Genomic DNA, 22,970 nt, shown 5'->3' on the forward strand with positions numbered 1-22,970 from the left:
GACTTTGCCGCGCCCCAAGGCCGTTCGCCAAACTCAAAAGGTTTTAGAAAATCTCGGAGAAGAACTGGAGCATGTGCCCCCAGGAACGCTCCGCAGCGACGGCGTGATATTTGGCCGCCGGATTTTCCCCCGTAGCGGAAGGATCGGTGAAGCTGTGCACCGCCCCTTGGTAAGCGATGAGCTGGTAATCGATCTGCGAGCGCTCAAGCGCGGCGACCACCTCCACAACTTTCTCCCAAGGCACAAGCGGATCGACCGCGCCATGACAGAGCAGGAACTTGGGGGCAGTGCCCCGCCCATTCACGCTCGCGCGACGACGGGAAACCGCATCCTGATCTTCCCCGCTGGCGCGGGGGCCCGTTTCAGTAATCGCTCCGAAATTCGCGCCATCTGGCGGCGGGATCAGCCCCCCGTGGAAACTCACGATGCCTGAGAGTGGTGCGCCGCTGTAGGCCAGCGCCATCGCAGTGGTGCCGCCGAAGCAGTAACCGACTGCCGCGACTTTCCCCTTATCGACAAGGTCACTGGCGAGGAGTTGATCGAGCCCCGCGCGAGCGCGCTCGGCCATGAGTGGCTTGCCGTAAAACTGCCCCGCCAGGGCCCCCGCCTGCTGCGCGCTCTGCGCACGCTGGCCGTACATATCGAGCGCGAAGGCCACGAAGCCCGCCTCGGCGAGGCGGCGAGCCTGCGCACGCTCGAAGTCGCCTCGCCCCATCCACTGGTGAATCACGAGCACGCCCGGGCGCGGTGAGGCAGCGCGCACGGCAGTGGTGGCAACGCGGCCACCTACCTGCGCATCATCGTAAACGAGAAGGCCCGTGAGCTGGGCTCCGGCGTGGGTGTAGCGGATCTGCCTTTCGACAATCGCCGCGTGGAGCGACAAGGGCAGAGCCAAAGCAATCAAACAGGCAAATAAGAGAGCGAGTCGGGTTTTCATAGGAAGCAGCCGCGAGTATCCCCACGCCCACCGCCATTGTCCAACCAACCCCGCGCGCGAAGAAGAACGGACGGATCTACTACGCGTGGGGGCGGCAGGTGGTACCTGCACCCATTTACTGTGCGGTTTGCGTGTTGTGCGTTCCGCACAACACGCAAACCGCACAGTAAGGGATACCCGACCTCCGGTCGGGTCGGAGATTTAACCCGTCAACTTTTTCGCCGCGCCCAAATGGGTTCCCGCTCCATCCGCGCTCTGTTGCGAAGCAACAGGGAAGAGTCCTTTAAATTTGGGAATCGGCTCCGTCGCTACGCGACGGAGCCGATTCCCAAATTTAAAGGCATGTGGCGCCACGCCACCGCCGCCCGCGTAGGGCACCCTAGCGGCGGAAGAGTTTGTCGAGGGCGGCGAGGGTTTTCAGCGGCTGTTTTTGCAGAGTTGGGGCTTGGTGAATGGGTCGTTTTGCGGGTGCTGGAGATGCGGCGGTTTCAGGTGTTTTTCCCAAACGCAGGGCCGCAATTAGTTCATCCAGCTTCTTCGGCGAAACGGGCTCGGCGGTGCCCAGCTCTTGCGCGAAGAGGCTGACGCGGAGCTCCTCCACCAGCCAGCGTAGGCGATCCACGGCCTCTGCCCGAGCGACGGACGCAGCACTCGCGGAGGCCTTCGCAGCACCAACGCTCACCGAGGTAAAGGGCGCCACAGCTTCCTTCGCTCCCCTGCCCCCGCGCGCATCCGGCGGCACGTCTTGCGGCACGCTCAGCTCTGCCAAGGCGCGCAAATAAGGCGCGAGTTGGCGGGCGCGCTCGGCATCCTTTTGCGGATTTTGCCGCCAGCGATCCGCGCGCAAGCGCAGCCCGCGCAGGTAACGCGGAAACTGCGCGAGCTGCGGCCAGGTAACCCGCCGCATAAAGTCGGGCGGCAGCAAATGCGCGAGGTCGGCGGAGAGACCCGCGTAGGGCGTCGGGTGCACGAGAAGCTCCTGGCGGAGGCGGAGGACTTCCCCGAGCAAGTCGCAGAGCCGCGGCACGATTCCGCGCAGCTCGGCCTTGGCCTGCGCGAGCGCCGCTGCGAAATTCGCCGCGCTCAAGGCCCCGGCTTTCCCCGCTCGTGCGGCGTCATCGCCACCACGGCTGGCCGAGCTCACGCGAGCTTCCAATCCGCCGCTGCCTCCGCTGGCGTTGCCCTGCGCAGCGTTTTTGTGTTCCCCAGAAAGCACTCGCGCGGGATCGCAAACCCAGCGGCGTAGCATCGCTGCGGCGTCTTCCTCAAGAGCAGCGAGCGGGGCCAGTGTGGAGACGAGCGGGCCGAGCTTTCGCAAATCGCGCAGATCGCGCGCGAGCCAGCCCAGGTCGTGCCGGAGCTGGAGCTCCAGCAAAGCCGCAATGCCGACGCGCGACACGCGCTCGGCCTCGGCACGCGTTCTAAAAAGCTTGAGCGACACGCGGGTACCGTCGCTGGCGAGGCACAGCCCGGGGTAAGCCATCAAGGGCAGCCCCGAGTCTTCGCCTATCTGAACCTCGCTCGGGATGTCGCCAAAAGCCCAGTCGGCCTGATCGAGCTTTTCCCAGCGAGCACGGGCGCGGGCCCAAGCTTGATTCACTGCGTGCGAGCCCGCACGGGCGGCGGCTTCGCCTTGGGCCTGCGCGAGTTTAGCGCGAAGCTCTGCCAATTCGCGGCTGGCGCAGAGCTCGCGTCCCGCCTCGTCGATCACGCGCACGCGCACGCGCAAGTGCTCAGGCAGCGCCCGCCCGCCCCTACCCTCCCAGATACTTGGCGAGAGATGCAGGCCGAAGCGTTCGTTGAGCTGCGCGGCAAGCGCGGCGGTGAGCGTCTCGCGCTGCGCGGTGAGGCGAGCGCGTGCGGCAACTTGGGTCGCGAGACTCTTGGCTGTTTCGGAGAGCGGGACGAGTGCGCGGCGCAGCTCCTTGGGCAGGCCGCGCAGGTAGAACTCCACCTTTTCGCTCAAGTGCCCGGGAATCGCCCAATCGAGCGCGGCTTCGCTCAGCGAATCGAGCTCGCGCGGGGTGAGATCGAGCGTCACGCCGTCGTCCGCCTGGCCCGGGCGGTAAGCGTAGTTGAGCGCGAGGACGCTGTTTTGCAGCGGCAGCGATTCGGGGAAAATCGCCGCGCCGCTCTCCGCACTTTCGTCCTCTGGCGGAAGCAAATCCTCCGCGCGCAGTTTTAAAAAATCAGGCTGCGCCCCCGCCCGCTCGCGGACGAGGTCCACCAGCTCGGCCACCGCGGACACGAAGTGCGGCTGCGCTTCATCGAGGAGCTGCGCTTCGTAAAAACGGTAGAGCGCTTCGTCGAGATTGAGGTAGCGGCTGTCGCGCGTGCGGGTGAAGCGCTCTTCGAGCTCGGCGCGGATACGGCGGTTGTGCGCGAGAAAATCGAAGGGCCAGGTAATCGTATCGTTCACGAGGCCCTCGCGGATAAAAATCTCGGTCGCGGCACGCGGCTCGACCCGCCCAAAGCTGACCGCACGCGTTTGCAGCTCCAGCCCGTGGAGGCGGGCCCGCTGCTTCACCATCACGCGGCCCTTGGCTTCGTCCCAGAAAGGTTCGCTATACGAAAACTTGATCAAGTGGGCGCCGAGCTCGACTGCCCACTGCGGGTCGATCCGCGCACAAGTGCGCGCGTAGAGTCGCGAAGTTTCGACGACTTCTCCCGCCATGATCCATGGGCTCGCCGAGCCTTTCTTTTCGCGGAGAGGCGTTGCCCGCCCATCGGCGAAACGCTCTTTCGCTTTGCGCGCCTCGCGCTGGTAAAGGACGGAGCCCGGGAAGAGCGCGAGCCGCCGGTCGCGCTGGGCCTTGTAGTAGCGGTCTTGGGGCTGCCACTCGGCGATGTTGCCGAGGAGCCCTGCAAGAATCGCGCGGTGAATCGCGCGGTATGCGGGCGTGCCCCAGCGCGTCGTCTGCGGGTCGTTGGCTGCGGCTACCGGAGCGGCCCCGTTTGTCTTGCGGGCAGGATCGCCCTTTTGTTCGCGAGCCGTTACAGGCTGCGGAGCGGAGCGTTTTCCCGCGCCGCGCTTCCCCTCGGAGATCGCCTCGCGGAGCTGCGCATGGATATCGCGCCACTCGCGCATGCGCGGGTAGCTCAGGAAATGTTCGCGGCAAAACTTGCGCAGCCGCGATTGGCTGAGCGCCTCAAACTCGTCGTGATACGCGCCCCAGATATTCAGCAGCGTGAGAAAGTCGGAGTCGGGATGCAGGAAGCGGCGGTGCGCGGCATCGGCCTGCGCCTGCTTGTCGAGCGGGCGTTCGCGCGGATCCTGGATGCTGAGTGCTGCGGCGATGACGAGCACCTCGCCCAGCGCGTGTTCCCGCCGCGCCTGGAGGATCATCCGGCCAATCGTGGGATCGACCGGCAGCCGCGCGAGCTCGCGGCCCAGCGGCGTTAGCCGCGAAGTCGGGGCACTCCCGTTTTTTTCGCACGAACTCGTTGGCCCCTGCGCCTGCGCTTCTCCCCGCTCCTCCGCGCGGGGGAAAGTGCCGCTCTTTTGCGAATCTGAACCGGCGGGGGAAAAGCCCTTGCGCTCAATCGCGCCCAGCTCTTCGAGGAGCGCGTAGCCCGCCTTGATCGCCTTGGTGCTGGGCCGGTTGATAAAGGGGAAGCTCTCGATATCGCCGAGTCCGGAGGCGAGCATCCGCAGGATGACGTCGGCCAGGTTGGCCCGCTGAATCTCCGGCTGGGTGAAGCGCGGACGCTCCAGGAAATCCTTCTCGCTGTAGAGCCGGATGCAAAGTCCCTCCGCCACGCGGCCACTGCGGCCCTTGCGCTGGTCGGCGCTCGATTGCGAGATCGGCTCGATCGGCAAGCGGCGCGTGCGCGTCTGCGCTGAGTAGCGGCTGAGCCGCGCCAGCCCCGTATCGACGACGAAGCGGATCCCGGGCAGCGTCAGCGAGGTCTCGGCGATATTGGTGGCGACGATGATCTTGCGCGACTGGCTCGGCGCGAAGACGCGCTGCTGCTCGCCCGCGCTCAAGCGGCCAAAAAGCGGGATGAGCACTGCACCGCGCAGCGCGGGGCGATTGCGGAGCCCGTCCAGCAGCTCGCAGGTTTCGCGAATGTCGCGCTCGCTGGGCATGAAGACGAGGATGTCGCCGCCGCCCGAGCGGCTTTGGTCGCAGAGGCGCAGCACGGCCTCGACCGCGCCGTCTATATAATGGAGCGCCTCGGCGCGTGCGGACTCGATGGCCGCGGGGTCGCTGCGGTCTTCGTTTTCGTCGCCCTCGGCGTAATCGCTACCGAGCGCATCGAGCGGCGAGTAGACGACCTCGACCGGATAGGTGCGGCCCGACACGGAGATCACCGGCGCGTCGTCAAAGGCCGCGCTAAACAGGTCGGTATCAATCGTCGCCGAGGTCAGGATGATTTTCAGATCGGGGCGGCGCGCCCGCAACGTGCGCAAGTGGCCGATCAGAAAGTCGATATTGAGCGAGCGTTCGTGCGCTTCGTCGATGATGACGGTGTCGTACTCGCGCAGGAGCGGGTCGCCCTGCACCTCGGCCAGCAGCATGCCGTCGGTCAAAAACTTGATGATGGTCGCTGCGCTCGTCTGGTCGTTGAAGCGGATCTTGCAGCCGACCTCGCGGCCCCAGTCTACGCGCAACTCCTCGGCCACGCGGCGCGAGACAGAGAGCGCGGCCACGCGGCGTGGCTGCGTGCAGGCGATGCGGCCAAGCTGGCCTCGGCCCGCTGCGAGGCAGAGCTTCGGGAGCTGCGTCGTTTTCCCCGAGCCAGTCTCGCCCGCGAGGATCAAAACTGGATGCCGCTGGATCGCCTCGACGATCTCTTCCGCGCGCGCACTGATCGGCAGCTCGGGCGGAAAATCGAGCCGGAATGGGGAGGCGTTGTCGGGACGGGCGGGCACAGTATGGCGAGCGGACAAGAAAAGTCGCCGAGACTGGCGAGCCGCCGCCTGCAATGACAATCGCAGAGCTACACACGCAGCACCCCACCGGTGACGTGTGCGCCACTGCGGGCGCGCGCCAAAAGCACCTCAGCTAAAAAGCCAGCGCAACACGACCACGAGGCCGACAAAAGTGATGATGGAAGACAGGCAACCGCCCCCGCCCAGCCCGAAGCAGCCGCCAGATGCGTCGGGGCCTTCTTCGTTACGCAGCTCCAGTTCGCGCACCTCTCGGCACAGCGCGTCTTCGTAGCGATCCAGGGCCACCGAGTCGGCCAGGTGGCCGTTTATCGTAATCCGGGCGCCCAGCTCGCGCAGCCGGTTCAGGCTGCGGCGCATCTCGCGGATGTCGCCCACAGCACCCTCGTCTTGCTGCGCGCACGGCGGCACAGTGGCACCCGAGTTTGCAGTGGCGACATCGACCTGCGGCCACGGCGTGCCGGTGCCTTGATCCTCGTCGCCGAAAGAAGTCTCCACTCCCTCACGCGAGCCCAGCCGATTCACGATCCGCCGGTAGATGGAGAGCTCGGGACCGAGGGCTTTTGCATGCGCATCATCCCACTCGATGCTGATGTCGGGGAGCGAGTTTCCCATAGCCGTAAGGGGTTCTTGGTGGAGAGGGGCAAAGCGCGAAACTCGGGCGAACGCTCGCGCACTTTGAGGGTGAGGCAAAGCAGACACGCGCACGCCCTTTTGGCAAAGTTTCGCCGCCCCCGTTTATTACGAAGGAGTCAAAACTCCGCTACGTGCGGGGCGGCCCTGCGCGGGCGGCGGCAGGCGGTGCCTGCACCCATTTACTGTGCGGTTTGTTCGTCGGGCGTTCCGCCCGACGAACAAACCGCACAGTTGGAAATGCCCGATCTCCGGTCGGTCAGGAATCCGTAAACCCAAAAATCCGCCCCAAATGGGTTCCCGCTTCATTCGCATTTGATGCCTCATCCCCTGTCGCGATGCGACAGGGAGAGCTCATATAAATTTGCGATTTTGTTCGGGCGCACAGCGCACGGGCAAAATCGCAAATTAAATGGAAGTGGCGACACGCCACCGCTGCCCGCGCAGGGCCCACAGTCGGAAGTCGCCCCCCGCCCTCACCCCGCCTTCTCAGACCACGGTGTTGGGCGGGACGATGCCGCCGCGCGGGACGACGAGCACGCCATCGCGCACGATGACTGCACCGGCTGCATAGCGGCCATCGGCCTTGCCCGTCGCATCGAGTGTACAGCCCTCTCCCACGCGCGCGTTTTTATCGATGATTGCACCGCGGATCGTGCAGTTTTTCCCCACGCCGAGGTTGGGGCGGCAGAGCTGCTTGTTCTCCGCGAGATCCTCCGGCGTCTCGTAATAATCGGCCCCCATCAGCACGACGTCTTCCAGAATGCAGCCATCGGCGACGTAGGAGCGGATGCCGAAGACGCAGTGCGTGAGCACTCCGTTGCTGACGATGGAGCCGTCGCCCACCACGATATTGTCGACCGTGCAGAGGTTGATTTTCGAGGGCGGCAGGTAGCGGTCGAGCGTGTAGACGGGCGAGGAGGGGTCGAAGAAGTTGAAGGGCGGCAGCGGCTGGGCGAGCGCGAGGTTGGCCTCGAAAAATGCCTTCACCGTGCCGATGTCCTCCCAATAGCCTTCAAAAATGTGCGCACAGAGTTTTTTGCGTCCGCGCAGCGAGGGGATCACCTCTTTGCCGAAATCGGCCATCGTGTTGTCGAGTGCTTCGGCGAGTGCCTTGCGGTTGAACACGTAGATGCCCATCGAGGCGAGGCAGTGCTTCTCGCCAGCGGCGTGCGCGGAGAGCTGCTTTTCGAGCGCGGGGCTGAGCGCGAGGTCGGCGATCACTGCTGGGTCTTTCGGCTTTTCGGCGAAGTCGGCGATTTCCAGCGAGTCGTTTACCTTCATGAGGCCGAGTCCCTCGACCCTGGAGAGGGGCACGGGGATCGCCGAGAGCGTGACATCCGCGCCGCTCTCGATGTGCGCGGAGATCAGCTTGCGAAAGTCCATTTTGTAGAGCTGGTCGCCCGAGAGGATCAGCACCAGATCGTGGTCGAAGGCGCGGAAGTGGTTGAGGTTGCGCCGCACGGCATCCGCCGTGCCTTGATACCAGTCCACGCTCTTCTCGGTTTGCTCTGCGGAGAGGATGTCGACGAAGCCGCCACCGAAGGGGTCGAAGTGGTAAGTCTCGCGGATGTGCCGGTGCAGTGAAGCGGTGTTAAACTGCGTCAGCAGGAAGATGCGGTTAATGTCGGAGTTGATGCAGTTACTGATCGGGATGTCGACGAGCCGGTACTTGCCGGCCAGCGGCACGGCGGGCTTACAACGCTCGGCGGTGAGCGGGTGCAGCCGCGTCCCACGGCCGCCCCCCATGATAACTGCCAGGACTTGTTTTCGTGTAGCCATGATGAGGGTGGGTTTCGGGTAAAAAATCGTTTTTCCGGGGTGCCCTAAAGCCTTGCAGGAGCTTCTCCACGGCACGTATTTTCGCGAGCAAAAATGTGCGGAATCGTAGGCTACAGCGGGAAACAACAGGCAGCCCCCTTAATCATCGAAGGACTGAAACGACTCGAGTATCGGGGCTACGATTCGGCGGGAGTCGCGGTCGCCGCGAGCACGGCGGGCGCGGGCAGTGCTACCGCGCTCCACTGCCTTAAGAAAACCGGCCGCGTCGCGAACCTGGAGCAGGCCGCCGCGCAAGCGCCCCTGCCCCCCAGCACTTGCGGGATCGGGCACACGCGCTGGGCGACCCACGGCGGCGTGACCGAGGCCAACGCCCATCCGCACCTGAGCCACGACGGGCGCCTCGCCCTCGTGCACAACGGCGTCATCGAAAACTGCGATTCGATCAAAAAATTCCTCCTCGCGCAGGGGTGCCGTTTCCGCTCCGAGACCGACACCGAAGTGCTCTGCAACCTGATCGCCTACCACTACGCCAAGGAGGCCGAGCCCGCCACCACGGCAGCGGGCGGGGACGGCCCATCGCAGCGGCTGCTCAGCGCCGTGCGCAAAACGCTGCGCCATGTCGAGGGCACCTACGGGATCGTCGCGCTGTGCGTGGATGCGCCGGAGGCACTCGTCGCCGCGCGCCAGGGCTCACCGCTCATCCTCGGCGTCGGAGAAGGCGAAAACCTCATCGCCAGCGATGCCGCCGCGATTGTCAGCCGCACGCAAAAAGTCGTCTACCTGAACGACGGCGAGCTCGCCCTCGTCACGCCCACCAGCCTGCACCTGAGCGGCCTGAACGCCGTCGCGCTCGAACCCGTCTTTGACGAAATCACCTGGTCAATCAACGACGCGCAGCGCGGTGACTATGCGCACTTCATGGAGAAGGAGATTTTCGAGCAGCCCGCCGCGCTCGAAAACACGATGCGCGGCCGCTTCGCGGCTGACGGCAGCACGACCCAGTTTGGCGGGCTAAACTTGAGCGCGGACGAGCTCCGCCAGGTCGACCGCCTGCTGCTCTGCGCCTGCGGCACGGCGTGGCACGCCTGCCTCGTCGCCAAGCACTTGATCGAGCGCTTCGCGGGCCTGCCGGTCGAGGTCGACTACGCCTCCGAGTTTCGCTACCGCAATGCGCCGCTCTCGCCGCGCACGCTTTGCGTCGTCATGAGTCAGTCGGGCGAGACGATCGATACGCTCGCTGCCCTGCGCGAAGCCCAGCGCAAAGGCCACCGCGTCCTCGCCATCACCAACGTCGTCGGCTCCACAATCGCGCGCGAAGCCGATGGCGGCATCTACCAGCACGCGGGGCCCGAGATCGGCGTCGCCTCGACCAAGGCCTTCACCTCACAGCTCCTCGTCGGCGCCATGCTCGCGCTGCACCTCGCCCGCCTGCGCAGCCTGAGCTTTAACGACGGGGCCGACTACGTCGCCGCGCTGCGCGCCGTCCCCCAGCTCGTCCGCCAGGCGCTTGAGCAGGCCCCGCACATCGCCCAAATCGCCGCGCGCTACGTGCAGGCCGCCGACATGCTCTTCCTGGGCCGCCTCGCGCTCTTCCCCATCGCGCTCGAAGGCGCGCTCAAGCTTAAGGAAATCTCCTACATCCACGCCGAGGGCTACCCCGCCGCCGAGCTCAAGCACGGCCCCATCGCCCTGATCAGCGAAGCCTGCCCCAGCGTATTTTTCGTCACGCGCGGCGAGCTGTTCAGCAAAGTCCTCTCCTCCATGCAGGAGGTGAAGGCGCGGCGCGGGAAAATCATCGCCATCTGCACCACGGGGCTGGAGCTCCCCGCCGACCTCGCCGACGAAGTCATCCGCATCCCCGATTGTCACGAAGCCGTGCTGCCCATCGTCGCCACAATCCCCGTGCAACTTTTAAGCTACTACATGGCGCGCGAGCTCGGCTGCGACGTCGATAAACCCCGCAACCTCGCCAAATCCGTAACCGTAGAATAAATGCACCATTAAAAGCGCCCCGCCCCCGCGCACTCGCGCTCACGGATAAGGGCACTACCCGCGCCGCCGCGCACCTCGGAAACACGAGTCTGCCCAGCACTGAGAGCCACCACGCGCTTGCGCAGCAGCACTTCCTGCGCGCTCCCACACGAGTCCCACCAAAAAAAATCCGCCGTCACCGCCAGCCCTCCAAAGCAACGCTGCCTCCCCTCCCTCTATGAACCTGCATCCTTCCCGCGACGCCTTCCTCGAACTCGCCAAACGCGGCAACGTCGTCCCCGTCTACACCGACCTGATGGCGGATTTTGAGACACCCGTCTCCGCCTATGCCAAGCTGCGCAACGCGGGCCCTGCCTACCTCCTCGAATCAATCGAAGGCGGCGAACGCCTCTCGCGCTACAGCTTCATCGGCTGCCGCCCGCGAAAAGTTTTCGCCTGCGGGCCGGAGACGACCGAAATCAGCGAGCTGGGCCAGCCGCCCCGCAAAGTCCCCACGCCCGCCGATCCGCTCAAATTAATCGAAGAGGAAGTCTCACAATACCGCCCCGTCCGCCTGCCCGAGCTGCCCGGCTTCACGGGCGGCGCAGTCGGCTTCCTCGGCTACGAGTACGTGATGCGCGTCGAGCCCACCGTGCCCACCGCACCGCGCGACGAGCTCGGGCTGCCGCTGCTCTACTTCATGCTTTCGGACACGCTGCTGATCTTCGACCGCGCCAAGCAAACCCTGCGCCTCTGCGTTAACGCGCACATCCGCGACACTGCAACCGGCGCCTGGGATGACGAAGTCTGGGCCACCAAAAACGCACTCGACGCCTACGACCGCGCCGCCGCCGAAATCGCCGAGCTCTACAAAATCCTCAGCCAGCCCGCCCCACTCGCCCCCGCCCCTCTGGTCGAGCCCGCGCGCGTCGAGATCCCCAAGGGCCACATCTCGCGCGAACACTTCGAGGCCAATGTCGAGCGCGCCAGGGAATACATCCGCGCGGGCGACATCATCCAGATCGTCGGCTCTCAGCGCTTCGCCAAACCCTTTAGCAAAACCCCGCTCGATCTCTACCGCGCGCTGCGAACCATAAACCCCTCGCCCTACATGTTTATCATGGAGCTGGGCGACTTCGCGCTCGTCGGCGCCTCGCCCGAAGTCCACGTCAAACTGACCGACGGCCTCGTCGAAATCCGCCCCATCGCGGGCACGCGCCGCCGCGGAGCCACCCCGGCCGAAGACGCTGCCCTCGAACAAGAGCTCCTCGCCGACGAAAAGGAAAAGGCCGAGCACCTCATGCTTGTCGATCTCGCGCGCAACGACATCAGCCGCGTCTGCGAGTACGGCAGCGTCACCGTGCCCGACTTCATGACCGTCGAGCGCTACTCGCACGTCATGCACATCGTATCCCAAGTCGAAGGCCGCATCGCCAAAGACAAAAACGCCTTCGATCTCATGCGGGCGACCTTTCCCGCAGGCACCGTCAGCGGCGCCCCCAAAGTCCGCGCCATGCAGATCATTACCGAGCTGGAGCAGCTCCAGCGCGGCTCCTACAGCGGCGCGCTCGGCCACTTCGGCTACGATGGCAACGCCGATACCTGCATCATGCTGCGCACCGCCCTGATCAAGGACGGCCAGGTCTATATCCAGGCCGGCGGCGGCTGGGTCGCCGACTCCTCCCCCGCCGAGGAATATCAGGAAAGCATCAACAAGGCCTCCGCCCTCTTCCGCGCCGTCGCCGTTGCCGAAGAGTCCTCGACCTTCTAAATGGTGCGCCGCACCCGTTGGTGCGCCATCGTCACTCGCAGCCCCCATTCTCCCACTGCGCGTGGGGCGGCAGGCGGTGCCTGCATCCATTTACTGAGCGGTTTGCTCGGCGTGCGGAACGCACGCCGAGCAAACCGCTCAGTTGGAAATGCCCGACCTCCGGTCGGGTCGGAGATTTAACCCGTAAACTTTTTCGCCGCGCCCAAATGGGTACGCGCTTCATTCCCTCGTTGGGCTCCCTCCCCAGTCGCAACGCGACTGGGGGGATGTCCCGTTAAATTTGGGAATCGTGCTTCGGCGCGCAGCGCCGATAGCCGATTCCCAAATTCAATGGCAAGTGGCGCCACGCCACCGCCCCACGCGCAGTGGAAGAAAAACCGGTCGAAGACCGCGACATCGTGTCGCGCGAGTGCGAAGAGAAATACCACCACCTGCACTGCATCCGAGTTACTCTGACGAGGTCCCAACGAGGGCCTCGCAAAATTAAACCAGTCGAAGACTGTGCATTTTTTGCGATTTCGGGCTTCGCTTCCTCTGAATAAATCCCAGTCTCGCTAGGGAACGGCTTAAGCTACTGGGAACTCGAATTAATCGAAAAACCACAGAAATGCGCATCACAGCCGCGAGAACCGGCAGTGATCCCAAAGACCCAAGAGGAGACACTCATCATGCTGCCCACTCCCGCCCTCACGCCATCCCGCCCCCTTTCTCAAAAGGCTCGCAAGTCGCACGCACGCACGAACCGCGCCCACACTGCCGCCGGTGCTTCCGAGGTCGCCAAGCCCGCCCCCCAAAAAACGGCGGAGCTGCACTCCGTGACCGACATGGCGCCTGCGCCGATTTTGGAAGCGCGTGCCGCACCGCAGCCCAGTCCGGCCAATGCGCCCAGCGAACGCTCGAACCTGCAAATGTACTTACAGGAAATCGGCAAAACCCCGCTGCTCACCATCGAGGAGGAAGTCGCCCTCGCCAAACGCATCCACAGCGGCGACATGGCGGCCCGCGAGCACATGATCAAGGCCAACCTGCGGCTCGTCGTGAAAATCGCGATGGACTACAAAGACTTTGGCCTGCCGCTGCTCGACCTGATCTCCGAGGGCAACATCGGCCTCGTGAAAGCAGTCGAGCGCTTCGACCCCGCCAAGGGCGGCAAGCTCTCCACCTACGCTGCGTGGTGGATCAAGCAGTCGATCAAGCGCGCGCTCGCCAACCAGTCGAAGACCATCAGCCTGCCCGTCCACCTCGTCGATAAAATCGCCAAAATGCGCCGCACTGCCACGGCCCTCACCGAGGAGTTTGGCCGCGAACCGACCGACGAGGAAATCGCCCGCGAGCTGCAAATCCCGACCTCCAAAGTCGCCCACCTCAAAAGTGTCAGCGTGCGCCCCGCCTCGCTCGATGCGCCGGTGGGCGAGGATTCCGACTCCGCCAGCTTTGGCGAAATCATCGGCGACGAAAATGCGATCACGCCCTTCGAGAGTCTGAGCGACCGCAGCCAAAACTCCGACCTGCATCAGATGATCAACTCACTCGACCACCGCGAGGCCGAGATTATCCGGCTGCGCTTCGGCCTCGAAGGCCGCGACCCGCTCACGCTCGAAGAAGTCGGCAGGCGCTTTCACGTGACGCGCGAGCGCATCCGCCAGCTCGAATACCTCGCCCTCAACAAAATGCGCCGCGCCCTCGCCAAACACGAAGCCATCCGCAGCGCTGAGGAAGTCGAGGAAGACCGCCGCCGCGACCAGCGGATGCAGGTCATCCGCGACTTCGTCGCCTCCAAGAGCGCAAACCGCCCCAGCCAGTGACCCGCGCAATCCCGCCAGCTCGGGATCGTGCCTATACTCGCGCATGCGGGCGGGAGCGCGGCAGGAGACACTGACGAGCCGCCCAGCGAGCGGCTCGCAAAGCCTCCTCGCGTTGTGCCGACGAGGCCCCAACGAGGGCCGCAAAAACGAGTCGAAGACTCCGTGGGGCGGCCCTTCTGCGGTGCGCGAGCTGGCGCGACACAGCTCACTGCTGGGTGAGTCGCTCCAGGATCTCGCCCACGGGCACGTCTTCTTCGCTGCGGGTGCTGAGGTTGCGCAGCTTTACCATTCCGCGGGCGAGCTCTTCGCTGCCGAAAATCAGCACGTGCCGCGCGCCCGAATCTGTCGCCGCGCGGAACTGTTTCCCAAAGGCTTGGGTCCGCAGCGCATACTCCACGCGCAGCCCCGCTGCGCGCAGTGCCTGGATCGTGCCCAGTGCCGCGCGGCGCTCGGCCTCGCCGCCCGTGACGCAGTACACATCGGGCACCGAGATGAGCGGCGGCATCAACCCGCGCTGCTCAAGCAGCAGCGCAAAAGTCATATCGCCAATCGCAAAGCCCACGGCGGGCATGGCCGCGTAGCCCAGCTTGCTGAACAGATCGTCGTAGCGGCCGCCGCCCGCGATCGCGCGCAGCTCACCTTTCCGGTCGAAGGCCTCGAACACAAAGCCCGTGTAGTACGCGAGCCCGCGCACCACGCCGAGATCCACCTCCACAAAGCGCGCCAAGCCCATCGCATCGAGGTTTCCCAACAGCCGCCGCCACTCGTCGAGCCGTGCATTCAAGCGCTCGTTGGCCAGTGGAGCCAAAATCGCCTCCAGCGCGGCGAGCGACTTCACCGCCGCAAACTCCAACACGCGCGCGCGCAGCCCGGCATCCAACTCGCCAAACGCTTCGGTGTAGGCCTTAAACGCCGCCTCGCCCTGCTTCTCGTAGCGATCCACGGCGGTGAGCAGCGCGCGGGTTCGCGCATCGTCCAGGCCCAGCGCAGCGAGATAGTCGAACCACAAATTGCGGTCGCTCAGCCGCACGAAAAAATCCGCCTCGCTCAGCCCGAAGCCGCAAAGGCACTGGATCAGCAGCCCGATGAGCTCGCTCTCCCCTTCGACGCCCGGCTCACCAAAAATATCGGCATTAAACTGGAAGAAACAGCGCCCGCGCCCGCGCTGCATCCGCTCGTAGCGGTAAAACTCGCCGATGCTGAACCACTTGATGGGCCGCTTCAGCGCGCTGGCCTTGGCGCCGACGAGGCGGCACACCGTGGGCGTCATCTCCGGCCTCAGCGTGACGGCGCGGCCTCCCTTGTCGGTAAAGCTGAAGAGCTGCCCCTCGATCTCCTCGCCCGACTTCGCCTTGTACAAGTCGAGCGCTTCGAGCACCGGCGCGTCGTACTCGCTAAAGCCGAAGCTCAGCGCCGCCTGCCGCCAGAGGCGAAACAGGTAGTTACGCCGCAACAACTCCTCGGGGTAAAACTCGCGAAATCCGGGTAAAGTCTGGAAGGCCATAAAAAGGACAGCGACCTTGGGAAGCCCACTCGCCGCTCGCCACAAAAAAGGCGCGCACCAGCAAGTGGCTCACCAAAAGAAAGAGTACGAGGACACGGCCCAACGAGGCTGTGCCCAAAAAAAGAGTCGAAGACTCCACTGCGCGTGGGGCGGTGGCGGGGCGCCACAGGCCATTCAATTTGCGATTTTGCTCGTGCGCTACGCGCCCGAACAAAATCGCAAATTTAACGGGGCCTTCCCCCAGTCGCGTTGCGACTGGGAACGAGGCATCAAATGCGGATGAAACGAAAAACCCATTGGGGCGGATTTCGTTGGTTTACGGGTTAATCTCCGGCCCGACCGCAGGTCGGGCATTTCCGACTGTGCGGCTTGTTCGTCGGGCGGAATGGCTCGCAAGCGTCACAGTAAATGGCAGCAGCTCTGACCGAGCCGCCAACGAGCGGCTCGCAAAATAAAAGGGTCTGCGACCCCGCCCCACGCGTAGTGGGAGTCCGGCACAGGCGCGCCCGCGCTTTAATCCGCGGCCTCTGTGCCCACCAATTTCAGCGCGTCCAGGTCGAGTTTCTTAAGCTGCTGCTTGAGCGTCTTGCCCGACTTGAATTTCACGACGGCGCGGCGCGGGATGACGACTTCGCGTTCGGGTTTGTTGGGGTTGCGCCCCACTCGAGATTTACGCACCTGCACTTCGAGCACGCCGAAGTTTCGCAGCTCCACATTGCGCCCCGCAGCAAGGGCGTTCTGGATGATGTCGAGGGTGAGCTGCACGGTCTCGACCACCTGCTTTTGGGGGAAGGCGGTCTTCTTGTAGATATCGAGCACGATCTCTCGTTTCGTGAGGTTATTGGACATAGCGGTTCCTTTCTCTAACGGTTGGGGACTCGGGGAAGCAGGTTCTAACAATGCTTAAATCATTAACAGCGCCTCGATTGCGTCAATTTGAATATAGCTCGTAAGTCGCCTTAAGACTTCCAAGCCTGCCCGACACATTTCTGCCCTGCCGCATCCGCCCGCCCGCCACTGCCGACCATGCCTGATCCACAAGCCGTAAACTCCATGTTTGCCCGCATTGCCCTGCGCTACGATTTGGCCAATCGGCTCCTGAGCGGCGGGGCCGATCTGTGGTGGCGGCGACGGCTCGTGCGGGCCGTGCGGCAGGCGGGAGGGGCGGGAGGCAGGGGCGGGAGGGGCGCGCCCGCTGCCGTGCTCGACCTCGCCACAGGCAGCGGCGACGTGGCCTTCGCGCTGTGCCGCGCGCTGCCCGACGCGCAGGTCACCGGTATGGATTTCTGCCTGCCGATGCTTGAGCAAGCCGAGGCCAAGAAAGCGGCCGCCGGTGGCGAGCGTGCTTACCCGAAGCTCACATTCGCGCAGGGCGATGGGATGCAGCTCCCGCTGCCGGATGCGTGCGTGGACGCCGTCACGATTTCCTTTGGGCTGCGCAACATGGCCGACCGCCATCGCTCGCTGTGCGAGATGCGCCGCGTGCTGCGCCCGGGTGGGCGGCTCTACGTCCTCGAATTTTCGCAACCCCAGCGCTGGTTTCGCCCGCTCTACTTTTTCTATTTACGGCGGATTTTGCCTCGGGTCGCGGGGCTCGTGACGCGCGACCGCGCCGCCTACGTTTACCTGAACGAGAGCATTGAGCGCTTCCCCGACCGCGCCGCGCTCAGTGCGGAGATCCGCGCGGCGGGCTTCGATGCGGTGCGCGCCACGGGCATGACTTTCGGGATCGTCGCGCTCCACGAAGCGGTCGCCGCGCACGCCGCGAGTTAGCCGATTTGGCGCATGCGGACGGGCCCTGATTGACAGCCCAAAACGTGCCCACAACTTCGCGCGCTAATCATGATCACCTTAACCCCGCGCGCCGCCGCGCAAATCCGCCACATGCAAGCCGCCGATGCAGAAAACAGCGGACGGCTCCTGAGAGTCCTCGTCGAGAGCGGCGGCTGCTCCGGCCACCAATACGGCATGTCTTTCGACTCGCCCAAGCCGGACGACGCTCAGATCGAGAGCGAAGGCGTCCAGATCCTCATGGATCCCGCAAGCCTCGCGCACATGCGCGGCAGCCGGATCGACTTCGACGACGGATTGCAGGGCAAGGGCTTTGAGATCCAGAACCCCAACGCCAAGAGCACCTGCGGCTGCGGCAAGTCCTTCGCGTAACCGCACGCCGCGCAGGTGCGGACGCGCGACACGCGAATAAGCTACTGCCCCTCCGTGCGGGCGCTTCTTCGCCACCAGCCCTCCCCTGCTGCCGCCACGCCTTGCCGACACCAAGCGAGCCCCTCCCGTGAATCGCCCTTCGATTTATCAAGATCAACAGCAGCGCCAAACTCAGGCCCTCATCCTCGCGCCGCGGATGCAGCAGGCGCTAAAAATCCTGCAAGTCGCCGCCACAGACCTGCACGCCGAGATTCAGGACGAGCTTCAAAAAAACCCGACTCTCGAAGAGCTCCCCGCAGATGACATCCTGAGCCTTGATGCGCCCGAAGTACCGCCACAAACAGGGCCCACGCAGGCTGCGGAAAGTAGCGAAATCGCCGCCGTACTTGCGGCTCCCGAAGCAGACGACAGTGCCGCGCCGGAGCTCGATTTCCCCAAACAGGCAGATCCGCTCGGCGGCGATGTGGCGCAGCCTCCAGCGTCCTACAGCAGCCAGGACGCCGAGCGCCGAGAACACTTCTTTAACTCACTCGTCGCGCCGCCTCCTTCGCTGCAAGAACACCTCGCCGGGCAAGCCGCGTTGGCCGATCTGCCGCACACACAGGCCGAGGCACTGCACTACTTGATCGGCGTAGTCGACGAGCGAGGCTGGCTGAGCCAGTCGCTCGAAGAAGCCGCCCAGCAATCGGGCTGTGCACTCAGCGACATCGAAGCCGCCGCCGCCGTGCTGCGCGGCTTCGATCCCCCCGGAGTCGGTGCTCAGTCACTCGCCGAATGCCTCCTGCTCCAACTCGGTGCGAAGGAGCGAGAAAACGCCCAAACTCCGGACGGCAACTCACTCGCCGCCCGCATCATCGCCCAGCACTTCGAGCTCCTCACCCGCCGCCACATCCCCGAGCTCGCGCGCAAACTCGGTGCCCCCCCCGAAACAGTCCGGCAAGCGATTGAGGTCATCAGCAAACTCGACCCCGCGCCAGGCCGCCGCTTCGCCGTAGATGACAACCGCATCATCGAGCCCGACATTGAGGTTTTCAAAACACCGGACGGCCAGTGGCACCTCAGCCTCAGCCGCCGCTACATCCCGCGGCTGCGAATCTCCGGCACCTACCGCGAACTCATCGCCAAAGGCAGCCTTGCCCCCGAAGAGCGCGACTACCTGCGCGAGCGCATGCAGTCGGGCCGCGCGCTCATCGATGCGATCGAGCAACGCCAGCACACCGTCGAGCGGCTCGCGCGCGAACTGCTCACCCGCCAACGCGATTTCTTTGAGAAAGGCCCGGCCCATCTGCACCCGCTGACAATGACCCAAGTCGCCGAAAAACTCGGCGTGCACGAAACCACGATCAGCCGCGCCGCTGCCAACAAGTTCATAAAAACCCCGCACGGCCTCTTCCCGCTGCGCCACTTTTTCACCAGCGGCTATCGCGACGAAAGCGGCGGCGAAATCGCCAACACCAGCGTGAAGGAGCTGATCGCTGACTGGATCGCCGCCGAAGACAAAGCCGCCCCGCTGAGCGACCAGGCGATTTTGGAAAAGCTGCAAACGCGCGGCCTCAGCCTCGCCCGCCGCACCGTCACCAAATACCGCGAAGAACTCGGCCTGCCCCCCAGCTCCCAGCGCAAACAGTGGTAGGAGGAAACCGCTTCCTCCGGCTTCTGATCCGAATCAAGCAGCAGCCGTCAGAGCTGCCTTTACTTTCATCCCCCGCCTGCGCAGCGCGGGCCTTGTTACCCTGTTCACCATACGCGAGCTACGCTTTTTGACCTCAGTCGCAGAGATACGCGCCAAGGAAGCTGATCGGGCCGAGTTTGGCAGAGGGATCGGCCTTCCAGCTTCCAGCCAAATCTCTAAAACCGAGCTCAGCGCAGACGTCAGCTCCCGGGCCGCCTCTTCGAACGAATCGCCGTGCGCCATCACATCGGGCCACTCTACAACCTGCGCAATAAAGCACTCATCCCCCTTAATGGGGCTATACCAGATGTGCATCTCGTAGTCTCTAGGATCGATAACCATGTTTTTCGAGCTCCTCTCTAAGTTTCCTTACCAAGTAGGCCTTCACCTTACCATCTCGGCCAGAAACAACAACCATCGGAGGCCAACCTTCTTTATCGTAAACACGATGACTCCCGCGCTGGCGTTTTGCCGAATAGCCCAGGTGCGGCAGCAAAATACAAAACTCCTCAAGACGAATACCCGCGTCGTGCTCGCCCTGTTGGCTCCGAACTCTTTCCAAAACTTTTTTCCAATTGGCCATACTGGAGGAGCTCCAAACGCGGAAACTGCTGATCAAGGCAAAGGGGCAAGGCGAGTTGAAACGCCCTCCCCTTCGGCACATCAATTCTTTGCGTGGAAGAGCTTTTCTTCGGCGGTGGTGATTGCCGCGAGGAAGGCGGCGGGAGTTGACGCGCTGAGGAGCGCGGCGCGGTTGTCCGCCGAGGCGAGGATTTTGCACAGGGTACTCACCACGCGCAGGTAGTCGCCCGGGCTGCTGGTCGGCGTCCCGAGCACGAAGAGCAGGTGCACGGGCGACTCGCAGTTTTCGAAGCGCAAGCCCGCCGCGCTACGCCCCACTGCGAGGACGACACGGCCCACGTGCGAAGTGCGGGCATGGGGCAGCGCAACGCTGTTTCCAAGGTAGGTGCTATCGAGCCGCTCGCGCTCGATCACTTGCTCAAAGAAGCGGTCGTAGTCGCGCATGTCGGGGTGCGCGCGGAGCGGCTCGGCGACTTCGCGCAGGGCGGCTTCGTGCTCCGTCGCGCGCAGGTCGAGCGTCAGGAGCTCGGGCGAAAGCAGGGGGCTGAGGCGCGCATTCATCACGACTCGCCCTCCTTTGGCTCCGCATCCGGCACACTCTCCGATGGGGTGTCGCTCGCAGCCGTGGAAACGCTCGCCGCGTTTGGCGCAGCTCCAGCTGCGGCGGCTTCACCAAGCGCACTGTCGCTCTCCGCTACATCGGCGGCAGCCACTGCTCCGCCGTCTTCGCCGATGGCTGCGGCTTCCTGCTCTTCGTCGGTCTCGACGATTCGTGCAATGCTCAGGATGCTGTCGCCCGCAGCGAGGCTGAGGAGCTTCACGCCTTTGGCGCCGCGGCCCGTCTCGCGGATTTCGCACACGCGGGTGCGGATGCTCTGGCCCTTGGTGGTCAGGAGCATCACTTCGTCATCCTCGTGAACGCTGAGCGCACCCGCCACGGCCACGCTCGCGTCGTCAGGCAGGTCGATAGCGATCACCCCTGTGCCGCCGCGCGTGATGAGCCGGTAATCGGCAAAGGGCGTGCGCTTGCCGATGCCGTCTTCGCGGGCGATGAGAAGCCGCGCGTCATGGTCGCAGACCTCGATGGCCTGCACGTAGTCGCCTTCGATTTTGAAGCGCATGCCGGTGACGCCTTGAGTGTCGCGCCCCTGGTCGCGCAGGTCGCTTTCCTTGAAGCGCACGGCCTGGCCGCGGTGGCTGACGAGCATGATCTCGCTCTCGCCGCTCGTGAGGACGCAGCCCACGAGGCTGTCTTCGCCGACGAGCTTGATGCCGCGCAGGCCGCCCTCGCGAGTGGCGTTGGCGTAGTCGGCGAGGTTGGTCTTCTTGGTGACGCCGCGGCGGGTCGCCATGACGAGGTGCTGCGCGGAGTCGAAGTCCTTTACGCAAATCATCGCCGCAATGCGCTCGCCCTCGGAGAGCGAGAGGAAGGACTTGGTGGACTTGCCCTTCGAGGCGCGCGTGCCCTCGGGCACGTCGTAGACTTTTTTCGCAAGGCACTGGCCCGTCGTTGTGAGGAAGAGGATGTAGTCGTGCGTCGAGGCTGTAAAGAGGTGCTCGACGAAGTCTTCTTCGTAAGTGTCGGCGCCGATGACGCCCTTGCCGCCGCGCTTCTGCGAACGGTACTCGGCGACCGGCGTGCGCTTGATGAAGCCAAGGTGCGAGACGGTGATGACGCAGCCCTCGTTGGGGATGAAGTCCTCCATGCGAAACTCGCCCGCGGCGGCGGTGATCTCGGTGCGGCGCGCGCTGGCGTACTTCGACTTCATGTCGAGGAGCTCTTTTTTAATGAGCGCGAAGAGCTTTTCCTCGGAGGCGAGGATGCTGCGCAGCTCCTCAATCAGAGCCATCAGGTCGCGGTATTCGGCCTCGATCTTGTCGCGCTCCAGTCCGGTGAGTTGGTAGAGGCGCAGCTCCAGGATGGCGTCCGTCTGCCGCTGCGTGAGCGGGTACTTCTCCATGAGGCGGTCGCGCGCCTCAACGCGGTTGGCCGAGCTGCGGATGATTTTTACGAAGTCGTCGAGGTTATCGAGCGCGATCAGGTAGCCCTCCAGAATGTGTGCACGATCTTCCGCCTGGCGCAGGCGAAACCGGGTGCGGCGGGTGATGACTTCGCGGCGGTGCTCGATGTAGCAGTTTATGAGCTCCTTGATGTTCATCTGCTTCGGGCGCTTCTGATCGAGCGCGAGCAGCGTAACGCCAAAGGAGGATTCGAGTGCCGTCTTCTGGTAAAGCTGGTTGAGGATCGGGCGGGCCTGCTCGCCGCGTTTCAGCTCGATGACGATGCGGGTATTTTCGTCGGACTCGTCGCGCAGGTCGCGGATGCCGTCGATTGTTTTGTCGGAGACGAGCTCGGCGATTTTGGTGACGAGGTTGGCGCGGTTAACGTTGTAGGGGATCTCGGTGATGATGATCTGCTCGCTGCCCGTGCTCGTCTCCTCGGTCTGCGCCTTGCCGCGGATGCGCACGATGCCGCGGCCCGTTTTCAGGTAGCTGAGGATGCCCGCGCGGCCGGCAATCGTGCCGCCAGTCGGAAAGTCGGGCCCGCGCACGATCTCGCAAAGCTGGTCAACCGAGATGTCCGGATCGTCGATGATCGCGCAGGTCGCCTCGATGATCTCGCCGAGGTTGTGCGGCGGGATGTTGGTCGCCATGCCGACGGCGATTCCCGTCGAGCCGTTCATCAACAGGTTCGGCAGAGCGGAGGGCAGGACGGTCGGCTCGGTGGTGGACTCCTTGTAGTTGGGTACGAAATCGACAGTGTCTTCCTCGATGTTTCGGATCAGGTCTTCGGCGACTTCGTTGAGGCGACACTCGGTATAGCGGTAGGCGGCGGGCGGGTCGCCATCGACCGAGCCGAAGTTGCCCTGCGGGTCGATCAGTGGGTAGCGCATGACCCAGGTCTGCGCGAGGCGCGCGAGCGTATCGTAGACCGAGGAATCGCCGTGCGGGTGGTAGTTTTTCAGCACTTCGCCGACGACACCGGCGCACTTGTCGAAGGGGCGATTGTGGAGCAGCCCCTCGCGCATCATCGCGTAGAGGATGCGGCGCTGTACGGGCTTTAGGCCATCGCGGGCATCGGGCAGCGCACGCGAGACGATGACCGACATCGAGTAGTCGATGTAGGCCGTCTGCATGATCTCGGTGATGTTCGCAGAGGAGAGTTTTTCGTTGGAGGTAAACACGGTAGGTAAATCAGTGCAGGGATTGCGGTGTGGAGAAGGGCCCGGAGGCGGGCGGCGGGCGGGCGGTGCTG

The 22,970-nt window shown here is 64.3% G+C and carries 15 protein-coding genes; 6 read left to right on the plus strand and 9 right to left on the minus strand.

Features of this window, described 5'->3' with window-relative positions; genetic code table 11:
• Nucleotides 1-43: 43 nt before the first annotated feature.
• The 4 genes from AXK11_RS05975 to AXK11_RS05990 all read right to left on the minus strand — a co-directional run bounded on the left by AXK11_RS05975 (nucleotide 44) and on the right by AXK11_RS05990 (nucleotide 8,246).
• A complete protein-coding gene (locus tag AXK11_RS05975; protein WP_082780958.1) occupies nucleotides 44-937 on the minus strand; it encodes a dienelactone hydrolase family protein in 894 nt (297 codons plus the stop codon).
• A 379-nt stretch (nucleotides 938-1,316) separates the two neighbouring features.
• Nucleotides 1,317-5,813, minus strand: coding sequence for a DUF3418 domain-containing protein (locus AXK11_RS05980; RefSeq protein WP_156469223.1), 4,497 nt, complete (start codon nucleotides 5,811-5,813; stop codon nucleotides 1,317-1,319).
• Nucleotides 5,814-5,942: 129 nt separating this feature from the next.
• Entirely contained in the window at nucleotides 5,943-6,446 is a 504-nt protein-coding gene (locus AXK11_RS05985; RefSeq protein WP_068630268.1) for a hypothetical protein, read from the minus strand.
• A gap of 507 nt (nucleotides 6,447-6,953) precedes the next feature.
• A complete protein-coding gene (locus AXK11_RS05990; protein ID WP_068630269.1) occupies nucleotides 6,954-8,246 on the minus strand; it encodes a glucose-1-phosphate adenylyltransferase in 1,293 nt (430 codons plus the stop codon).
• 93 nt (nucleotides 8,247-8,339) lie between these two features.
• On the opposite strand from AXK11_RS05990, the gene glmS reads away from it, so the two are divergent.
• From glmS to AXK11_RS06005, 3 genes are all read left to right on the plus strand, one after another.
• Nucleotides 8,340-10,238 carry a glutamine--fructose-6-phosphate transaminase (isomerizing) gene (gene glmS, locus AXK11_RS05995; RefSeq protein ID WP_068630270.1) on the plus strand — a complete coding sequence of 633 codons (1,899 nt, stop codon included), beginning with the start codon at nucleotides 8,340-8,342 and terminating at the stop codon, nucleotides 10,236-10,238.
• Nucleotides 10,239-10,455: 217 nt separating this feature from the next.
• Nucleotides 10,456-11,988: an anthranilate synthase component I gene (gene trpE / locus AXK11_RS06000; RefSeq protein ID WP_068630271.1), complete on the plus strand. Its 1,533-nt coding sequence runs from the start codon at nucleotides 10,456-10,458 to the stop codon at nucleotides 11,986-11,988.
• Nucleotides 11,989-12,896: 908 nt separating this feature from the next.
• Nucleotides 12,897-13,793 (plus strand): sigma-70 family RNA polymerase sigma factor, encoded by an 897-nt coding sequence (locus AXK11_RS06005; protein ID WP_068630329.1) that lies wholly within the window; start codon nucleotides 12,897-12,899, stop codon nucleotides 13,791-13,793.
• A gap of 205 nt (nucleotides 13,794-13,998) precedes the next feature.
• On the opposite strand, the gene hisS is transcribed toward AXK11_RS06005, so the two are convergent.
• A complete protein-coding gene (gene hisS, locus AXK11_RS06010; RefSeq protein ID WP_068630272.1) occupies nucleotides 13,999-15,297 on the minus strand; it encodes a histidine--tRNA ligase in 1,299 nt (432 codons plus the stop codon).
• 513 nt (nucleotides 15,298-15,810) lie between these two features.
• On the minus strand, nucleotides 15,811-16,146 hold the full coding sequence (locus tag AXK11_RS06015; protein ID WP_068630273.1) for an HU family DNA-binding protein: 336 nt from the start codon (nucleotides 16,144-16,146) through the stop codon (nucleotides 15,811-15,813).
• A gap of 177 nt (nucleotides 16,147-16,323) precedes the next feature.
• On the opposite strand from AXK11_RS06015, the gene AXK11_RS06020 reads away from it, so the two are divergent.
• From AXK11_RS06020 to rpoN, 3 genes are all read left to right on the plus strand, one after another.
• On the plus strand, nucleotides 16,324-17,070 hold the full coding sequence (locus tag AXK11_RS06020; protein WP_068630274.1) for a ubiquinone/menaquinone biosynthesis methyltransferase: 747 nt from the start codon (nucleotides 16,324-16,326) through the stop codon (nucleotides 17,068-17,070).
• A gap of 69 nt (nucleotides 17,071-17,139) precedes the next feature.
• Complete coding sequence (locus AXK11_RS06025; protein WP_068630276.1) at nucleotides 17,140-17,460, plus strand: HesB/IscA family protein; 321 nt, start codon at nucleotides 17,140-17,142, stop codon at nucleotides 17,458-17,460.
• A 127-nt stretch (nucleotides 17,461-17,587) separates the two neighbouring features.
• The gene (gene rpoN / locus AXK11_RS06030) at nucleotides 17,588-19,093 is read left to right on the plus strand and encodes an RNA polymerase factor sigma-54 (protein ID WP_068630278.1); all 1,506 of its coding nucleotides are present in this window, start codon (nucleotides 17,588-17,590) and stop codon (nucleotides 19,091-19,093) included.
• Nucleotides 19,094-19,457: 364 nt separating this feature from the next.
• Here rpoN and AXK11_RS09780 read toward each other — a convergent pair whose 3' ends face one another.
• The 3 genes from AXK11_RS09780 to gyrA all read right to left on the minus strand — a co-directional run bounded on the left by AXK11_RS09780 (nucleotide 19,458) and on the right by gyrA (nucleotide 22,899).
• Nucleotides 19,458-19,715, minus strand: a complete 258-nt coding sequence (locus AXK11_RS09780; protein ID WP_156469224.1) for a type II toxin-antitoxin system HicA family toxin — start codon at nucleotides 19,713-19,715, stop codon at nucleotides 19,458-19,460.
• 80 nt (nucleotides 19,716-19,795) lie between these two features.
• Entirely contained in the window at nucleotides 19,796-20,275 is a 480-nt protein-coding gene (locus tag AXK11_RS06040) for a PTS sugar transporter subunit IIA (RefSeq protein ID WP_068630281.1), read from the minus strand.
• Complete coding sequence (gyrA, locus tag AXK11_RS06045; protein WP_068630283.1) at nucleotides 20,275-22,899, minus strand: DNA gyrase subunit A; 2,625 nt, start codon at nucleotides 22,897-22,899, stop codon at nucleotides 20,275-20,277. The genes AXK11_RS06040 and gyrA overlap by 1 nt, the downstream gene beginning before the upstream one ends.
• Between the last annotated feature and the right edge of the window lie 71 nt (nucleotides 22,900-22,970).

It is taken from the genome of Cephaloticoccus primus (assembly GCF_001580015.1).
In the GTDB taxonomy this organism is placed as follows: Bacteria; Verrucomicrobiota; Verrucomicrobiia; order Opitutales; family Opitutaceae; genus Cephaloticoccus; species Cephaloticoccus primus.

Coding starts and splice junctions, on each gene's coding strand:
- AXK11_RS05975 (WP_082780958.1), bottom strand. CDS start 937: ATGAAAACCCGACTCGCTCTCTTATTTGCCTGTTTGATTGCTTTGGCT.
- AXK11_RS05985 (WP_068630268.1), bottom strand. CDS start 6,446: ATGGGAAACTCGCTCCCCGACATCAGCATCGAGTGGGATGATGCGCAT.
- AXK11_RS05990 (WP_068630269.1), bottom strand. CDS start 8,246: ATGGCTACACGAAAACAAGTCCTGGCAGTTATCATGGGGGGCGGCCGT.
- glmS (WP_068630270.1), top strand. CDS start 8,340: ATGTGCGGAATCGTAGGCTACAGCGGGAAACAACAGGCAGCCCCCTTA.
- trpE (WP_068630271.1), top strand. CDS start 10,456: ATGAACCTGCATCCTTCCCGCGACGCCTTCCTCGAACTCGCCAAACGC.
- AXK11_RS06005 (WP_068630329.1), top strand. CDS start 12,897: ATGTACTTACAGGAAATCGGCAAAACCCCGCTGCTCACCATCGAGGAG.
- hisS (WP_068630272.1), bottom strand. CDS start 15,297: ATGGCCTTCCAGACTTTACCCGGATTTCGCGAGTTTTACCCCGAGGAG.
- AXK11_RS06015 (WP_068630273.1), bottom strand. CDS start 16,146: ATGTCCAATAACCTCACGAAACGAGAGATCGTGCTCGATATCTACAAG.
- AXK11_RS06020 (WP_068630274.1), top strand. CDS start 16,324: ATGCCTGATCCACAAGCCGTAAACTCCATGTTTGCCCGCATTGCCCTG.
- AXK11_RS06025 (WP_068630276.1), top strand. CDS start 17,140: ATGATCACCTTAACCCCGCGCGCCGCCGCGCAAATCCGCCACATGCAA.
- AXK11_RS09780 (WP_156469224.1), bottom strand. CDS start 19,715: ATGGCCAATTGGAAAAAAGTTTTGGAAAGAGTTCGGAGCCAACAGGGC.
- AXK11_RS06040 (WP_068630281.1), bottom strand. CDS start 20,275: ATGAATGCGCGCCTCAGCCCCCTGCTTTCGCCCGAGCTCCTGACGCTC.